Below are 16,572 nucleotides of genomic sequence, written 5' to 3'. Positions count from 1 at the left end.
ACTTCTACCTTTATTAAAGCGACGAGTATTTCTTGCGCAGACGCTGACGAATCAGTTCCGCGAGGGTGTTCATGACGAAGGTAAACAGCAGCAGGACCAGGGCCGAGAGGAACAGCACCCGGTAGTGACTGCCGCCGACTTCCGACTCCGGCATTTCCACCGCGACGTTGGCTGCCAGGGTGCGCAGGCCTTCGAACAGGTTCATCTCCATGACCGGGGTGTTGCCGGTGGCCATCAGCACGATCATGGTTTCGCCCACCGCACGGCCCATGCCGATCATCAATGCCGAGAAGATCCCCGGGCTGGCGGTGAGAATCACCACCCGGGTCATGGTCTGCCATGGCGTCGCACCCAAGGCCAACGAGCCCAGGGTCAGGCCGCGCGGCACGCTGAACACGGCGTCTTCGGCGATCGAGTAGATATTCGGGATGACCGCGAAGCCCATGGCCAGGCCGACCACCAGGGCGTTGCGCTGGTCGTAGGTAATGCCCAGGTCGTGGGAGATCCACATGCGCATGTCGCCGCCGAAGAACCAGGTCTCCAGGTACGGGCTCATGTACAGCGAGAGCCAGCCGACGAAGAGGATCACCGGGATCAGCATCGCGCTTTCCCAGCCATCCGGCACTTTCAGGCGAATCGACTCAGGCAGGCGGCTGAAGGTGAAACCGGCAACGAGGATGCCGATCGGCAGCAACATCAGCAGGCTGAAGATCCCCGGCAAATGCCCTTCCACGTAAGGCGCGAGGAACAGGCCGGCGAAGAAACCGAGGATCACCGTCGGCATCGCTTCCATCAGCTCGATCACCGGCTTGACCTTGCGCCGCATGCCCGGCGCCATGAAGTAGGCGGTGTAGATCGCTGCGGCGACGGCCAGCGGTGCCGCCAGCAACATGGCGTAGAACGCGGCCTTGAGCGTACCGAAGGTCAGTGGCGAGAGGCTCAGCTTGGGTTCGAAGTCGCTGTTGGCCGCCGTCGATTGCCAGACGTATTTAGGCTCGTCGTAGTTTTCGTACCAGACCTTGCTCCACAGCGCGCTCCAGGACACTTCCGGATGCGGGTTGTCGAGCAGCAGCGGTTGCAAGGCGCCGCCTTGCTCCACAACCACCCGGTTGGCCCGCGGCGACATGCCGAACAGGCCCTGGCCTTCGACCACCTGATCCACCAGCAGGGTGCGGTGCGCGGTGCTGTGGAACACGCCGAACTTGCCCGATGCATCCAGGGCAACGAAGCCCTTGCGACGTTCTTCGGCAGTGATTTCAACGATAGGCGCGGTGCCCATCTGGAAGGAGCGAATCAGTTTCAGACGTTGCTCGCCATCCGGATCGCGGGCCATGAACCACTGGGACAGGCCGCCTTTGGAGTTACCGATGATCAGCGAGATACCGCCCACCAATTGGGCAGCGGCGGTGACTTGGGCTTCGCCGTCTTCCAGCAGTTTGTAGCGACCGTTGAGGCTCTTCTCGCGCAAGCTGAAGACGTCGGCCTGGGCACGCCCGTTGATCACATACAGCCACTGCTGGCGCGGGTCGATGAAGATGTTCTTCACCGGCTCGGTCATCTGCGGCAGGTCGATGCGTTGCTGATCACTGGTGACCTCACCGGTCATCATGTTTTCTTCTTTGGTCAGCGCCAGCACGTGCAGGTGAGCACCATTGGAGCCGGCGACCATCAGCGTCGAGTCGCTGGCATTCAGGCTGACGTGCTCCAGCGCGCCGCCCTCCTCGTCCAGGGCAATCGGCGTTTCGCCGTAGGGGTACTCGATGGCCGGCGAAATGGTCTTCTTGCCGTCCGGGTAGCTGACTTTATAGGTGTGACGGAACACCAGCGCCTGGCCATCGGACAGGCCGACGATCACCAGCGGGTTGCCCGGCTGGTCCTTGCTGATCGAGGTCACGCGGGTGCCTGCCGGAATCGGCAGATCGACCCGACGCAGCTCGGCGCCGCTGTCGAGGTCGAAAAACAGTGCCTGGCCCTTGTCGGAAACCCGCATCGCGACCTGGTTCTGCTCTTCAAGGGCGATCATCAGCGGCTTGCCGGCGTCCTGCATCCAGGCTGGGGTGAGCTTGTCCTTGGCGGTCAGCTCGGCCCCCTGGAACAGTGGGGCCACGACGTAGGCAAGAAAGAAGAAGATCAGGGTGATTGCACCGAGCACGGCGAGGCCGCCGATCAGCACGTACCAGCGGGTCAGCCGGTCCTTGAGCGCCCGCAGACGACGCTTGCGTTGCAATTCAGGCGTATTGAAGTCAATTCGCTTGGGAGGGGAAGTCGTAGTCATTGGGGAATTGGCCAGATCATTCATGCGCACACCCTAGCGATCCTGTATGACAGAAAGATGACAATCAAGTGACGCAACAAAGCCACCGCCAGTGGGGACTGGCAGTGGATAAGGAATTTGTCGGTAGGAGCGGGCTTTCGTTTGGGCTGGCTGGCGATGCGGGCAACGCGGTCCGACAGGTAATCCGCGTTGATGCGTTCGCCAGCGAGCTGGCTCCTACAGAGTCCGGGGCGAGCCCGGACTCAATTTATTACTTCTTTGCGACGTTCTCGCCGCCTTCCGACAGACCCAGGTCAGCCAGTGCTTTTGCAGCAACCTTGGCCGGCAGCGGGATGTAGCCGTCTTTCACCACGACTTCCTGACCCTGCTTGGACAGCACCAGCTTCACGAACTCGGCTTCCAGCGGCGCCAGCGGCTTGTTCGGGGCCTTGTTGACGTACACGTAGAGGAAACGCGACAGCGGGTACTTGCCGTTCAGGGCGTTTTCTTCGGTGTCTTCGATGAAGTCAGTGCTGCCTTTCTTGGCCAGGGCCACGGTCTTCACGCTGGCGGTCTTGTAACCGATACCCGAGTAACCAATGCCGTTCAGCGAAGAGCTGATCGACTGCACGACCGAAGCCGAGCCAGGCTGTTCGTTGACGTTCGGCTTGAAGTCGCCTTTGCACAGGGCTTCTTCCTTGAAGTAGCCGTAGGTGCCGGATACCGAGTTACGACCGAACAACTGCACTGGCTTGTTGGCCAGGTCGCCGGTCACGCCCAGGTCACCCCAGGTTTTCACGTCGGCCTTGCCACCGCACAGGCGGGTCGAGGAGAACACCGCGTCAACCTGTTCCATGGTCAGGTGCTTGATCGGGTTGTCCTTGTGCACGAACACCGCCAGGGCATCGACAGCCACTGGAATAGCGGTTGGCTTGTAGCCGTACTTGGTTTCGAACGCCTGCAGTTCGTTGTCCTTCATCTTGCGGCTCATCGGGCCCAGGTTGGCGGTGCCTTCAGTCAACGCAGGGGGCGCGGTGGAGGAACCGGCGGCCTGAATCTGGATATTTACGTTCGGGTATTCTTTTTTGTAGTTCTCAGCCCACAGGGTCATGAGGTTGGCCAGGGTATCGGAACCGACGCTGGACAAGTTGCCCGACACACCAGTGGTCTTGGTGTAGCTCGGGATAGCAGGGTCAACAGCGGCCACTGCGTTGGCAGTCGCGACGCCAGCAGCGACAAAGGTCATTGCCGCCATCAAACGCTTCAGTTTCATGCCTTACTCCAGGAAATAGGGGGGACTTGAGTCGGGGCCAAGTATCGGCAGGTCGTATGAACACTCTATGACTGGATTGTGACAATTAGATGAAAGGCCAGCATCCGGGAAGAATGCTGGCCTTCATCGAGAGACAGGCTGGAACTGCGATTTTCAGCGCCTCAACGGCCTTTTTTCCACAGGTAGCCACCGACGATGATGCCTACGCCGCAAATGATCGCAACATAGTAGGCCGGGCCCATCTGGCTTTCCTTGAGCAGCAGGGTCACGACCATCGGCGTCAGGCCACCGAAGATCGCGTACGCCAGGTTGTAGGAGAACGACAGGCCGCTGAAACGCACCACCGCCGGGAACGCCTTGACCATCACATAGGGCACGGCACCGATGGTGCCGACCAGCAGGCCGGTCAGCGAATACATCGGGAACAGCCAGTCCGGATGGTTGAACAGGCTGTGATAGAAGGTCCACGAGCTCAGCAGCAACAAGGCGCTGCCAACCACGAACACCCGACCGGCACCAAAGCGGTCAGCCAGTGCACCGGAGATCACGCAACCCAGGCTGAGGAACACGATCGCCAGGCTGTTGGCCTGCAGCGCGGTGGTCGCCGGGAAGTGGTAGACGGTCTGCAGCACGGTCGGGGTCATCAGGATGACGACGATGATCCCGGCCGACAGCAGCCAGGTCAGCAGCATCGAGATCGCAATGGCGCCGCGATGGTCACGCAGCACCGCGCGCAGCGGCACTTCTTCGGCCAGGGCCTTGCGCTGTTGCAGCTCGGCGAACACCGGGGTTTCGTGCAGCCAGCGGCGCAGGTAGACCGAGAACAGGCCAAACACCCCACCCAGCAGGAACGGGATCCGCCAGGCGTAGTCGGACACCTGCTCCGGGGTATAAATGCTGTTGATTGCGGTGGCGACCAGCGAGCCGAGGAGAATCCCGGCGGTCAGCCCCGAGGTCAGGGTGCCGCAGGCATAGCCGATGTGGCGCTGCGGAACGTGTTCGGAGACGAAAACCCAGGCGCCCGGCACTTCACCGCCGATGGCAGCGCCCTGGATCACCCGCATCAATAGAAGCAGGATCGGTGCCCACATGCCGATCTGCGCGTAGGTTGGCAGCAGGCCCATGATCAACGTCGGCACGGCCATCATGAAAATGCTCAGGGTGAACATTTTCTTGCGCCCCAGCAGGTCGCCGAAGTGCGCCATGACGATGCCGCCCAATGGCCGCGCCAGGTAACCGGCGGCGAAGATGCCGAAGGTCTGCATCAGGCGCAGCCACTCGGGCATGTCGGCCGGGAAGAACAGCTTGCCGACCACCGTGGCGAAGAACACGAAGATAATAAAGTCGTAGAACTCCAGCGCACCGCCCAGGGCGGACAGCGACAGAGTCTTGTAGTCATTGCGGGTCAAGGGTCGTGCGGGCTGCGCGGGTGACGCTATGCTCGATGGCGCTGTGGTCATGGCAAGGGCTTCTCTTATAGTCGGATCTGCAACCCCAACAACGCTGGCTGGAGCTTGGGCAGGTTTGGCACGATAACAAATTGTTTGAAAAAGCACAGGATGCGCGTATTTGACAGGCAAAATGAGAACCGGACGGTCGTCGCGCGGTCTACCGCTCGATATACTCGCAGCCTGCAACATGCTGCAAGGGTTGCTGTGCGAAGACGCTGCTGGTGCGACCAGTCGATTTCGCAGAGTTTCCCTTTAGCACGCCTTATGGAAAACACGACGAACGCAGTGTGTTCGGGCTGAATCGTTTTTCGAAAGACGGCTATTCACCTGAAATACCAATGAGAGTCACGGGTAAGAGGCACCCCCGGCATGATAGAACTCGAACAAGACGATCCGATCCCGCAAGGCGACCTGGCCCTGCAAATCACTGCGCTTCCTCGCGAAACCAACGGCTTTGGCGATATTTTCGGCGGCTGGCTGGTGTCCCAGATGGATCTGGCCGGCACCGCCATGGCCAGCAAGATCGCCGGTGGCCGCGTTGCCACGGTAGCGATTGATCGCATGGCGTTCCTGGTCCCGGTGGCCGTTGGCGCGCAGTTGTCGTTCTACACCCAGGCCCAGGAAATTGGTCGCACCTCGATCAAGATGCTGGTCGAGGTCTGGAGCGACGATCCGCTGTCCAGCGAGTGGCGTAAAGTGACCGAAGCCGCGTTCGTCTTCGTCGCCATCGATGGCAGCGGTCGCACCCGCTCACTACCACCACGCGCCTGATACCGTCCCTGTTGCCGATCGAGAGTTGCCCCAATGAACACGCCCAACGTTGAAGCTGTGACCCTGGATCAACTGAACTGCTGGCGGATTCGCCACGGTCAGGCCGAACTGCTGGTCGCCCAGCAAGGCGCGCACATCCTCAGCTATCAACTGGATGGGCAGCCGCCAGTGATCTGGCTCAACGATGAGGCGGTGTTCAAGACCGGTAAAAGCATTCGCGCCGGCGTGCCGGTGTGCTGGCCCTGGTTTGGCAATCTCCAGCGCAACCCGGACAGCGTCCAGGCAATGCGCGTCAGCAACGAACCCGCCCCTGCTCACGGGCTGGTGCGGGCGTTGGACTGGGAGTTGGGCGAGATCGGCACCACTGACGGTGGCCTGAATGTCGAGTTCATCCTGCCGGTGCCGGAAAATGGCCTGCCAGGTTGGCCGCATCAGGTTGATCTGCGCCTGAGCATTCGTCTCGATGAACAGCTGCACGTCAACCTGACCAGCCATAACCGCGGCGCTGACAGCGTGAGCATCAGCCAGGCGTTGCACAGCTATTTCGCCGTCAGCGATGTGCGCAATGTGCAGGTTGAAGGTGTCGATGGGCTGGATTACATCGAAACCCTGGATGACTGGAACATCGTCAAGCAACAGGGCGACCTGCACTTTACCGGCGAAACCGACCGGATCTACCTCGATACCCCGGCCAAACTCAGCATCGTCGACCCAACCTGGGAACGCCGCATCGAGTTGACCGCCAGCGGCTCGCGCAGCGCCGTCATCTGGAACCCCTGGATCGACCGCGCGGCAGCGTTCAGCGACATGGCCAACGACGGTTGGCAGCGCATGCTGTGCATCGAAACCGCCAACGTGATGGATGACATCGTCCACCTGGCGGCGGGTGCCAGCCACACCCTGGGCGTGAGCATCGCCAGCAAGCCGCTGTAAGCCGGCAGGCTCGCCGCTACAGATCCGCTTCCTCGACCACCCGTACCTGCGCTGCATCCAGCGCGTAGGCGGCGTCGGCCAGGTCGTTGTTGACCGTCTCGACCTTCAGCGTGCCGGTGACCCACAGCGGCGTGTAGATATCATCCAGCTTCAGGCCCTTGGGGTAGCGCACCAGCACCAGTTGATTGGGCGGCGGTGGCGGTACGTGGATGCAGGCGCCCGGGTACGGCACCAGGAAGAACAGCGTGCTGCGCCCCTTGCCATCGGTTTCCAGCGGCACCGGATAGCCACCCAGGCGGATGCGCTTGTCATTCATCGCGGCCACGGTCTTGGTCGAATACATCACCGCCGGCAAGCCCTTGCTCTGCTTCAGGCCACCCTTGTCGGTAAAGGTGCCGTTGGCTTCCGGGGAGTCGTGGTCGATTTCGGGCATGGCTTCGAGCGCCTTCTGGTCCGACTTGGGCATCAGCTCCAGCCAATCGGTTTCCGGCAGGTCGCCAGCGTGCGCCAGGCCAGCGCCCAGCAAGACAAGGGTTAACAGAAGACGGCGCATGACGGTGCTCGGCAAGAAGGGATGATGGGACGCCGGGCATTCTAGCCCTCTGCGCGCCGATCGCGCAGAGGGCTTTGTCGCGTGAATCAGTTCTTTTTGACCAGGCCGTAGATCACCAGCAGCACCACCGCGCCCACCAGCGCGCCGATGAAGCCCGCGCCCTGGCCTGCCTGGTAGATGCCCAGCGCCTGACCGCCGTAGGTGGCGGCCAGCGAGCCACCGATACCGAGCAGGATCGTCATGATCCAGCCCATGCTGTCGTCACCCGGTTTGAGGAAACGAGCCAGCAGGCCCACGATCAGTCCGATGAAGATGGTTCCGATAATTCCCATGGCGTTTCCCTCTGAGTGAAGTAGCTATGCCAAAGCCTAGACAGACTTTGGCATCCTGCCATCAGAGAGCACCGGGCACCGAAGGTTCCCGGCGTATCCAAGACTTACTGCTCGGCGATGAGCGCTTCGACCTTGCGGATCTGCCGCTCCAGCGTGGCCTTGTCGGCGCAGCGCAGGTTGGCATGTCCGACCTTGCGCCCGGCCTTGAACGCCTTGCCGTAGTGGTGCAGGTGGCAATCGTCGATGGCGATGACCTTGTCCACGGGCGGCACCACACCGATGAAGTTGAGCATGGCGCTCTCGCCGACCTTGGCCGTCGAACCCAGCGGCAAGCCGGCAACGGCGCGCAGGTGGTTTTCGAACTGGCTGCACTCGGCGCCTTCGGTGGTCCAGTGCCCGGAGTTGTGCACGCGCGGGGCGATTTCGTTGGCCTTGAGGCCGCCGTCGACTTCAAAGAACTCGAAAGCCATCACGCCGACGTAATCCAGCTGCTTGAGCACACGGCTGGAGTAGTCCTCGGCCAGGGCTTGCAATGGATGCTCGGTGCTGGCCACGGACAGCTTGAGAATGCCGCTGTCGTGGGTGTTGTGCACCAGCGGATAGAAGCGGGTTTCGCCATCGCGGGCACGCACGGCAATCAACGACACTTCGCCGGTAAACGGCACGAAGCCTTCCAGCAGGCAGGCGACGCTGCCCAGCTCGGCGAAGGTGCCGACTACATCCTCAGCCGTGCGCAGGACTTTCTGGCCCTTGCCGTCATAGCCCAAAGTGCGGGTCTTGAGCACGGCCGGCAGGCCGATGGCAGCCACGGCCGCGTCGAGGTCGGCTTGCGATTGAATATCGGCGAACGCCGGAGTCGGAATGCCCAGGTCCTTGAACATGCTCTTCTCGAACCAGCGGTCGCGAGCGATGCGCAGCGCTTCGGCACTTGGGTAGACCGGGACGAATTGCGACAGGAAAGCCACGGTTTCCGCCGGGACGCTTTCGAATTCGAAGGTCACCAGGTCGACTTCGTCGGCCAGCTGGCGCAGATGGTCCTGATCGCCGTAATCGGCACGCAGGTGCTCACCCAGTGCCGCGGCACAGGCGTCCGGCGCGGGGTCCAGGAAAGCAAAGTTCATCCCCAGCGGAGTACCCGCCAGGGCCAGCATGCGACCCAACTGGCCGCCACCGATTACACCGATCTTCATCGTCAACAACCTCAGGCGATGCGTGGGTCTGGATTTTCCAGGACGCTGTCAGTCTGCTCAGCGCGGAAAGTCTTCAGCACTTCATGGAACTGCGGGTGCTTGGCGCCCAGGATACTCGCCGACAGCAGCGCTGCGTTGATCGCGCCAGCCTTGCCGATCGCCAGAGTAGCAACCGGAATACCCGCAGGCATTTGCACAATAGAGAGCAGCGAGTCGACGCCCGACAGCATCGCCGACTGCACCGGCACGCCCAGCACCGGCAGGTGGGTCTTGGCCGCACACATGCCAGGCAGATGCGCCGCGCCGCCGGCACCGGCGATGATCACCTCGATGCCACGGGCCTCGGCTTCTTCAGCGTACTGGAACAGCAAGTCCGGGGTACGGTGGGCAGAGACCACTTTCACCTCATAGGGAATGCCGAGCTTTTCCAGCATATCGGCGGTGTGGCTAAGGGTGGACCAATCGGACTTGGAGCCCATGATCACGCCAACCAGTGCACTCATCGTCGCGCCTCTTCTCTCTGGGCGCCCGCAGGCGCGTCATAAAACAACAAGCCACGCAGGATGCGTGGCTTGATTGTACGAATTATGGCCGGGCGAACCGGCCGAAGGCCGCGCAGTATACCGCAATGACGCAGATAAACAGCCCCTGTAACGACCATCTGTCACATGGCTCCGCACAGCGGTTTTATTGACCTGAAAATCAAGATTTTTTACTGAAGCAAACACACGCGACGCCGCTGAATACTTATCAAGTTCTGCAGCCTGGTGAGTTATCCCACTATGGACCCGACCATAAAAATAACATGCTACCGCAAGTATAAATTCGCTCGACTGTTGAATGCCAGTGACTGATTAAAACAGCCATCTGTTATCAGTCAGACCTTCAACCCACGAGAATAGATCATGCGCAACCTGATAAAAAAACTACTGACATCCATCACGATTGCCTTACTCGGATCAGGCACCGGCATGGCCGATGAATCTGCCCGCCTTTTAAATGACCTGGACAACCCGATAAGAATTTACGCAATCTTTCACGACGACATTCCAGAGTCAAAACGAAAATCCATCTATGGCACATTTATCCTGCCATTCACCGAAGAGTTCGAACGTATTACCGGACGCAAGGTGAACATTATTTTTGACGAAAACAAACCTCCGTACAGCAACTTTGACTATAAAAGCGATGACCCGAACAAGGTGGTATTCCAATGGGAAAAATTGGCTATTGAATACCGACTCAAACGTGAAACAGATAGAGAGTTCAAGCGTTCCAGGCATGACCGGGTGCTCTTGATCACCCTCGACGGAATCAATCAACGCGTGGGCGGCGTGATCGTCTCTCAACCCGGCCACAGCATCATCGCTTCCATTCGATCGCGGCAGGCGATCGTGCACGAGCTGGGTCACTCCTTCGACGCCGGCCACAGTGACGGCGCGGTGAATTACAACGGCTGGTGGTGCGAAACATTCATGTACCCCACGCTCAGCCTGAGATACAGCTGCCTGGTGTTCAGCGAGCGTAACCGCGAGCGCATCAAGGCCTATGTCGATGGCCTGTACGACGGACGGCCATTCGTGCATGAGTTCCCAAAGTATCCGGCGATCATTCTGGACTGAGCGTCCGCTCTCAAGCCCCCGCCAACGCCCATTCACCGTTCAATCAAATCTTGATTCAGCTCGGATACCCAGCGTATGACTAACGACACACCAGCAAAAAACAGTATTACCATCTTCGTCGTTATGCACGATGACGTACCACCAGCGAAGAGAAAAAATGCTTACTCGGATTACTTTCTGCACTTGAAAACCGAACTGGAAAGCTTCATCGACCGCGACGTGCACATCATCTTTGGCAGCGGCAGCCCGCACAGCAGTTTTGAGTACAAAGGTGAAAACCTTACCCAGATACTGGAGCGATGGGAATTGCTGGCCATCAATTACTTGAACAAAGCCAGAGAAGAAGGGCTTATTACAAACTCATTAACAAAAGTCGTTCTATTAACCAATGACCCCATCAATGCCAAAACAGGTGGCGTCGCCGCCCTCAACTCGTCGACCAGAACAGGAAGCTACGCCATCGCCTCATTGAGCAGTTACCTGGTACCGGCGCATGAGATCGGCCACTTGTTGGGGGCAAAACATGAAGACTTCGAAGTTCAATACAATGGCTGGTGGGGTGAAACTTACATGACGCCACAGCGAAACCCGATCCGATCCATCAGCTATCACTTCAGTCCTGCCAATCGGCAAAACATCAAGAATTACCTGGCCAAGCATGCTTGACCGTTCGAAGTGACAGGCGCGGAGCCGCACAACTCACGGCTCCGCGTTTTCACATCATTGCTGGGTGCCCGCCGCTCCACCCTCAAGCTTGCGCCACAACAACCGCACGTTGGCCTTGCGCACCAACGCACAGCGGTACAGGCGAATTTCCAGCGGCACATGCCATTGCGGGCCACCGCAGACCACCAACTCGCCGCGCGCCAGCTCGGCGCGCACGCTCAACTGCGGCACCCAGGCGATGCCCAGCCCCTCAAGGGCCATGCTCTTGAGGCTATCGGCCATTGCCGTTTCATAGATCGTGGTAAATCGCAGCGCTCGCTGGCGCAACAGCATGTTCACCGAGCGCCCGAGAAACGCCCCGGCGCTATAGGCCAGCAGCGGCACACTGGCTTCGCCTTCGAGGTCGAACAGTGGCTTGCCATCGGCATCGGCCGCGCACACCGGGAGCATTTCGGTGTGGCCCAGGTGCAGCGAGGGGAAGATCTCCGAATCCATCTGCATCGCGGCGTCGGGGTCGTAGAACGCCAGCATCAGATCGCAGCCGCCTTCGCGCAACGCGTGCACGGCGTCACCGACGTTGGTGGCCACCAGGCGCGTGGCGATGTTCAGGCCGTCGTTGCGCAGTTGCGCAATCCAGCGCGGAAAGAACCCCAGGGCCAGGGAGTGGGCCGCCGCCACCTGGATCACCTCGCCCTGCCCGCCTTCAAGGTGATGCAGGTGGCGCAAGACTTCGCCGAGCTGTTCAACCACGGTGCGCGCGGTAACCAGAAACAGCTGCCCGGCCGCCGTCAGTTCGATCGGCGTGCGCGAGCGGTTGACCAGCGTCAGCCCCAGCGCCGCTTCCAGGCTGCGGATGCGCCGACTGAATGCCGGCTGCGTCACAAAGCGCCGCTCGGCCGCCTGGGAGAAGCTGCGGGTGGCGGCCAGGGCGCTAAAGTCCTCCAGCCATTTGCTTTCCAGATTCATCGAGCCCTCCCGGACACGCACCAAAATAGGTCGCACGCTCGCCGTACACACGGCGTCACATCGGCATTATGCCGAATATGCATAGGCTAGTGTTTAACAGCATTGGCCCAAAATTCACCACAAGCCTAGCATTCACAGCGTTCCGGCACAGACCGGGTCCATATCGAGATGATTTCCGTCATGTCCTCCGCTGCATCATTCCGCACAGAAAACGACCTGCTTGGCGCCCTTGAAGTACCTGCTCAAGCGTATTACGGCATCCAGACCCTGCGAGCGGTGAACAACTTCCGCCTCTCCGGCGTTCCGATTTCGCATTACCCGAAACTGGTTGTTGGCCTGGCCATGGTCAAACAGGCCGCCGCTGACGCCAACCGCGAGCTGGGTCACCTGTCCGAGGCCAAGCACGCTGCCATCAGCGAAGCCTGTGCACGTTTGATTCGCGGCGACTTCCACGAAGAGTTCGTGGTGGACATGATCCAAGGCGGCGCTGGCACTTCGACCAACATGAATGCCAACGAAGTGATCGCCAACATCGCGCTGGAGGCCATGGGCCACCAGAAAGGCGAATACCAGTACCTGCACCCGAACGACGACGTGAACATGGCGCAGTCGACCAACGACGCCTACCCGACGGCCATCCGCCTGGGTCTGCTGTTGGGTCACGACGCCCTGCTCGCCAGCCTCGACAGCCTGATTCAGGCATTCGCGGCCAAGGGTGAAGAATTCAACCACGTCCTGAAGATGGGTCGTACCCAGCTGCAAGACGCCGTACCGATGACCCTCGGTCAGGAATTCCGTGCGTTCGCCACCACCATGGGCGAAGACCTGGCCCGTCTGAAGACGCTGGCCCCGGAAGTCTTGACTGAAGTGAACCTGGGCGGCACCGCGATCGGCACCGGCATCAACGCCGACCCACGCTACCAGGCCCTGGCCGTAGAGCGTCTGGCGCTGATCAGTGGTCAACCGCTGGTTCCGGCTGCCGACCTGATCGAAGCCACTTCCGACATGGGCGCCTTCGTGCTGTTCTCCGGCATGCTCAAGCGCACCGCGGTCAAGCTGTCGAAGATCTGCAACGACCTGCGCCTGCTGTCCAGCGGCCCGCGTACCGGCATCAACGAAATCAACCTGCCAGCCCGTCAGCCAGGCAGCTCGATCATGCCCGGCAAGGTCAACCCGGTAATCCCGGAAGCCGTGAACCAGGTGGCATTCCAGGTCATCGGTAACGACCTGGCCCTGACCATGGCGGCCGAAGGTGGCCAGCTGCAACTGAACGTGATGGAGCCGCTGATCGCCTTCAAGATCCTCGACTCGATCCGCCTGCTGCAACGCGCCATGGACATGCTGCGCGAGCACTGCATCGTCGGCATCACCGCCAACGAAGCCCGCTGCCGCGAACTGGTCGAGCACTCGATCGGCCTGGTCACCGCGCTGAACCCGTACATCGGCTACAAAAACGCCACCCGCATCGCCGCCATGGCCCTTGAAACTGGCCGCGGCGTGCTGGAACTGGTACGCGAAGAAGGCCTGCTCGACGATGCCATGCTCGCCGACATCCTGCGTCCGGAAAACATGATTGCCCCGCGTCTGGTGCCTCTGAAGGCCTGATGCTGTAACACCGCTCACCAGGTCGAGGGACTAGACACCTCTCACCTTTTGAGGGCCTGGAGATGATTCTCCAGGCCCTTTTTTTAACCGCAGCAAATGTAGAACCTGTGGGAGCGAGCCTGCTCGCGAAAGCGTCCGGTCAGTCGCCACCTGCATTGAAAGTTCTACCGTAATCGAGAGCAGACTCGCTCCCACAGCAAAGCATGGGTATAGTGCCGCCCCTCTTCGCATGAGCGGTCGTCGGTAGCGAGGCCTCAACCCATGCGAAACCCGAACTAATAACAAACCCGCGATAAGAACCCGGGACGAACATCGAACCGCCTGTTGCGCCGTGCGCCGACAGACGTAACAAGATGTGTCCGAGAGGTCTGCATCTGCCTACACAAAAAACAGCGAGGATAAATCCATGCTCGAAGTCATCAACGACTTCCTCTCAGGGAAAGTACTGATCGTGCTCATTGTCGGGCTCGGTAGCTACTTCACGATTCGCTCGCGTTTCGTTCAATTGCGCCACTTTTTCCACATGTTCGCGGTGTTCCGCGACAGCCTCAAAGGCAGCGCCGGGCAACTCAGCTCGTTCCAGGCCCTGATGCTCAGCCTCGCCGGCCGCGTCGGTGCCGGCAACATCGCCGGGGTCGGCATCGCCGTGACCCTGGGTGGCCCGGGTGCGGTGTTCTGGATGTGGGTGACCGCACTGGTCGGCATGTCCAGCAGTTTCTTCGAATGTACGCTGGCCCAGGTCTACAAGCGCGCCGATGGCGACGGCCTGTACCGTGGCGGCCCGGCCTACTACATCCAGCACGGCCTGAAGCTCAAAGGCATGGCGGTGGTGTTCTCGATCCTGCTGCTGGTCACCTACGGCTTCGCGTTCATCGGCCTGCAGTCATACACCGTGACCCACTCGCTGCAGAACGCCTTTGCCTTCGACCCGCAACACACCGGTATCGTCCTGGCGGTGCTGCTGGCCATCACTTTCATCGGTGGCATCAAGCGTATTGCTTCGGTGTCCGACCTGCTGGTACCGATCAAGACCCTGGCCTACATCGGCGTGACCCTGTACGTGATCGGCACCCAGATCGAACACGTGCCAGCCATGCTGGAAACCATCTTCAAGAGCGCCTTCGGTCTCGACCCGGCTTTCGGCGGCCTGCTCGGCAGCGCGATCGTGATGGGCGTGAAGCGTGGCGTGTTCGCCAACGAAGCGGGCCTGGGCAGTGCGCCGAACGTGGCAGCCGTGGCCGCCGTCAAGCACCCGGGCGCTCAAGGCGTGGTTCAGGCGTTCAGCGTGTTCCTCGACACCTTCGTGATCTGCACCTGCACCGCGCTGCTGATTCTGCTGTCGGGCTTCTACACTCCGGGCTTCGAAGGTGACGGCATCGTCCTGACCCAGAACTCGCTGGCCGCCGTGGTGGGTGACTGGGGCCGCATGTTCGTCAGCGTCGCGCTGTCGCTGTTCGTCTTCACTTGCATCCTCTACAACTACTACCTGGGCGAAAACAGCCTGCAGTTCCTCACCCGCAACCGTGCTGCGCTGATGACGTTCCGCGGCCTGGTGCTGGCGCTGGTGGTCTGGGGTTCGATGCAGGACCTGTCGACCGTATTCGCCTTCGCCGACATCACCATGACCTGCCTGGCCTTCGTCAACCTGGTGGCCCTGGCCATGCTGTTCAAGGTCGGCATGCGCGTGATGCGCGACTACGATGCGCAGCGCCGCGCCGGCGTCGACCAGCCGGTGTTCGACTCCAGCAAATTCAGCGACCTGGATCTGGACCTGAAAGCCTGGCCTGCCAATCCATCGGCCGACACCCAGGCCAACGCTCAGCCGCAAGGCATCCCCGCAGCGCAACGCTGATCGGGTAAAAACCGGGCGCAGTTCCAGCGCCCGGCGTGACACAAGCAGCGGTCGGCGTCATGCTCGACCGCCTGCTGTCCTCGTTCAGGAGAACTCCCCATGAATTCCTCGACCTACCCTGCCGCCCAGCACATCATGGTGCTCTACACCGGCGGCACCATCGGCATGCAAGCCAGCGCCAATGGCCTGGCACCGGCCTCCGGTTTCGAAGCGCGGATGCGCGACTACCTGCACAGCCAGCCTGAAATGATCGTGCCGCAGTGGCGCTTTCGCGAGATGACCCCGCTGATCGACAGCGCCAACATGACGCCCGACTACTGGCAGCGTCTGCGTGAGGCGGTGGTCGAGGCGGTCGACGTGGATGGCTGCGACAGCGTGTTGATCCTGCATGGCACCGACACCCTGGCCTACAGCGCCGCAGCAATGAGCTTTCAGCTGCTGGGCCTGCATGCCCGCGTGGTGTTTACCGGTTCGATGCTGCCCGCCGGCGTCACCGACAGCGATGCCTGGGAGAACCTCGGCGGTGCGCTGGTTGCCCTCGGCCAGGGGCTGGCCCCCGGGGTTCAGCTGTACTTCCACGGCGAGCTGCTGGACCCGACCCGATGCGCGAAAATCCGCAGCTTCGGTCGTCATCCCTTTGCCCGCCTGCAACGCCAGGGTGGCGGCGTGAAAGCGGCATCGATCCCGCACGCCTTGCAGTATCAGCAGCCCAGGCAACTGGCCCGGGTCGGCGTGCTGCCGCTGTTCCCCGGCATCGGCGCCGAACAACTGGACGGCATGCTCGCCAGCGGTATCCAGGGCCTGGTGCTGGAGTGTTTCGGCAGCGGCACCGGACCGAGTGACAACCCTGGTTTCCTGGCCAGCCTTGCCCGCGCGCAGGCCATGGGCATCGTGGTGGTAGCGATCACCCAGTGCCACGAAGGCGGGGTCGAGCTGGATGTCTACGAGGCCGGCAGCCGCCTGCGTGGCGTTGGCGTGCTGTCCGGTGGCGGCATGACCCGTGAGGCGGCCTTCGGCAAGTTGCACGCCTTGCTCGGTGCCGGATTGGCAATCGATGAGGTTCGGCGCCTGGTTGAGCTGGACCTGTGTGGCGAACTGAGCTGA

General features: G+C 61.0%; 15 protein-coding genes. 7 read left to right on the top strand and 8 right to left on the bottom strand.

Annotation, left to right across the window (positions count from 1 at the left end):
- Positions 1-13: 13 nt before the first annotated feature.
- The 3 genes from ACZYR5_RS05240 to ACZYR5_RS05230 all read right to left on the bottom strand — a co-directional run bounded on the left by ACZYR5_RS05240 (position 14) and on the right by ACZYR5_RS05230 (position 4,987).
- Complete coding sequence (locus ACZYR5_RS05240) at positions 14-2,299, bottom strand: ABC transporter permease subunit (protein ID WP_489088867.1); 2,286 nt, start codon at positions 2,297-2,299, stop codon at positions 14-16.
- A 226-nt stretch (positions 2,300-2,525) separates the two neighbouring features.
- Positions 2,526-3,527 carry a phosphate ABC transporter substrate-binding protein PstS gene (locus ACZYR5_RS05235; RefSeq protein WP_027616784.1) on the bottom strand — a complete coding sequence of 334 codons (1,002 nt, stop codon included), beginning with the start codon at positions 3,525-3,527 and terminating at the stop codon, positions 2,526-2,528.
- 161 nt (positions 3,528-3,688) lie between these two features.
- A complete protein-coding gene (locus ACZYR5_RS05230; protein ID WP_027616783.1) occupies positions 3,689-4,987 on the bottom strand; it encodes an MFS transporter in 1,299 nt (432 codons plus the stop codon).
- A 360-nt stretch (positions 4,988-5,347) separates the two neighbouring features.
- On the opposite strand from ACZYR5_RS05230, the gene ACZYR5_RS05225 reads away from it, so the two are divergent.
- Both ACZYR5_RS05225 and ACZYR5_RS05220 read left to right on the top strand, forming a co-directional pair.
- Positions 5,348-5,749 (top strand): acyl-CoA thioesterase, encoded by a 402-nt coding sequence (locus tag ACZYR5_RS05225; protein ID WP_027616782.1) that lies wholly within the window; start codon positions 5,348-5,350, stop codon positions 5,747-5,749.
- 33 nt (positions 5,750-5,782) lie between these two features.
- Positions 5,783-6,682 (top strand): D-hexose-6-phosphate mutarotase, encoded by a 900-nt coding sequence (locus ACZYR5_RS05220; RefSeq protein ID WP_489088868.1) that lies wholly within the window; start codon positions 5,783-5,785, stop codon positions 6,680-6,682.
- A gap of 16 nt (positions 6,683-6,698) precedes the next feature.
- Here ACZYR5_RS05220 and ACZYR5_RS05215 read toward each other — a convergent pair whose 3' ends face one another.
- From ACZYR5_RS05215 to purE, 4 genes are all read right to left on the bottom strand, one after another.
- The gene (locus tag ACZYR5_RS05215; protein ID WP_489088869.1) at positions 6,699-7,235 is read right to left on the bottom strand and encodes a DUF3299 domain-containing protein; all 537 of its coding nucleotides are present in this window, start codon (positions 7,233-7,235) and stop codon (positions 6,699-6,701) included.
- Positions 7,236-7,321: 86 nt separating this feature from the next.
- Positions 7,322-7,567, bottom strand: coding sequence for a GlsB/YeaQ/YmgE family stress response membrane protein (locus ACZYR5_RS05210; RefSeq protein WP_007928514.1), 246 nt, complete (start codon positions 7,565-7,567; stop codon positions 7,322-7,324).
- A 104-nt stretch (positions 7,568-7,671) separates the two neighbouring features.
- Positions 7,672-8,757, bottom strand: a complete 1,086-nt coding sequence (locus tag ACZYR5_RS05205) for a 5-(carboxyamino)imidazole ribonucleotide synthase (protein WP_489088870.1) — start codon at positions 8,755-8,757, stop codon at positions 7,672-7,674.
- 11 nt (positions 8,758-8,768) lie between these two features.
- Positions 8,769-9,260: a 5-(carboxyamino)imidazole ribonucleotide mutase gene (gene purE, locus ACZYR5_RS05200; protein WP_034149342.1), complete on the bottom strand. Its 492-nt coding sequence runs from the start codon at positions 9,258-9,260 to the stop codon at positions 8,769-8,771.
- A gap of 402 nt (positions 9,261-9,662) precedes the next feature.
- Between purE and ACZYR5_RS05195 the strand changes: the two genes are divergently transcribed.
- Both ACZYR5_RS05195 and ACZYR5_RS05190 read left to right on the top strand, forming a co-directional pair.
- On the top strand, positions 9,663-10,379 hold the full coding sequence (locus tag ACZYR5_RS05195) for a hypothetical protein (RefSeq protein ID WP_489088871.1): 717 nt from the start codon (positions 9,663-9,665) through the stop codon (positions 10,377-10,379).
- Between the two features lie 75 nt (positions 10,380-10,454).
- On the top strand, positions 10,455-11,045 hold the full coding sequence (locus tag ACZYR5_RS05190; protein WP_489088872.1) for a hypothetical protein: 591 nt from the start codon (positions 10,455-10,457) through the stop codon (positions 11,043-11,045).
- A 54-nt stretch (positions 11,046-11,099) separates the two neighbouring features.
- Here ACZYR5_RS05190 and ACZYR5_RS05185 read toward each other — a convergent pair whose 3' ends face one another.
- A complete protein-coding gene (locus tag ACZYR5_RS05185) occupies positions 11,100-12,011 on the bottom strand; it encodes a LysR substrate-binding domain-containing protein (protein ID WP_489088873.1) in 912 nt (303 codons plus the stop codon).
- 180 nt (positions 12,012-12,191) lie between these two features.
- Between ACZYR5_RS05185 and ACZYR5_RS05180 the strand changes: the two genes are divergently transcribed.
- The 3 genes from ACZYR5_RS05180 to ACZYR5_RS05170 all read left to right on the top strand — a co-directional run bounded on the left by ACZYR5_RS05180 (position 12,192) and on the right by ACZYR5_RS05170 (position 16,572).
- Positions 12,192-13,616, top strand: a complete 1,425-nt coding sequence (locus tag ACZYR5_RS05180) for an aspartate ammonia-lyase (protein WP_489088874.1) — start codon at positions 12,192-12,194, stop codon at positions 13,614-13,616.
- 406 nt (positions 13,617-14,022) lie between these two features.
- On the top strand, positions 14,023-15,468 hold the full coding sequence (locus ACZYR5_RS05175; protein WP_240871442.1) for an alanine/glycine:cation symporter family protein: 1,446 nt from the start codon (positions 14,023-14,025) through the stop codon (positions 15,466-15,468).
- A 99-nt stretch (positions 15,469-15,567) separates the two neighbouring features.
- Entirely contained in the window at positions 15,568-16,572 is a 1,005-nt protein-coding gene (locus ACZYR5_RS05170; protein WP_489088875.1) for an asparaginase, read from the top strand.

It is taken from the genome of Pseudomonas sp. F007 (assembly GCF_057814275.1).
This window is presented reverse-complemented; position numbering and strand designations above follow the sequence as displayed.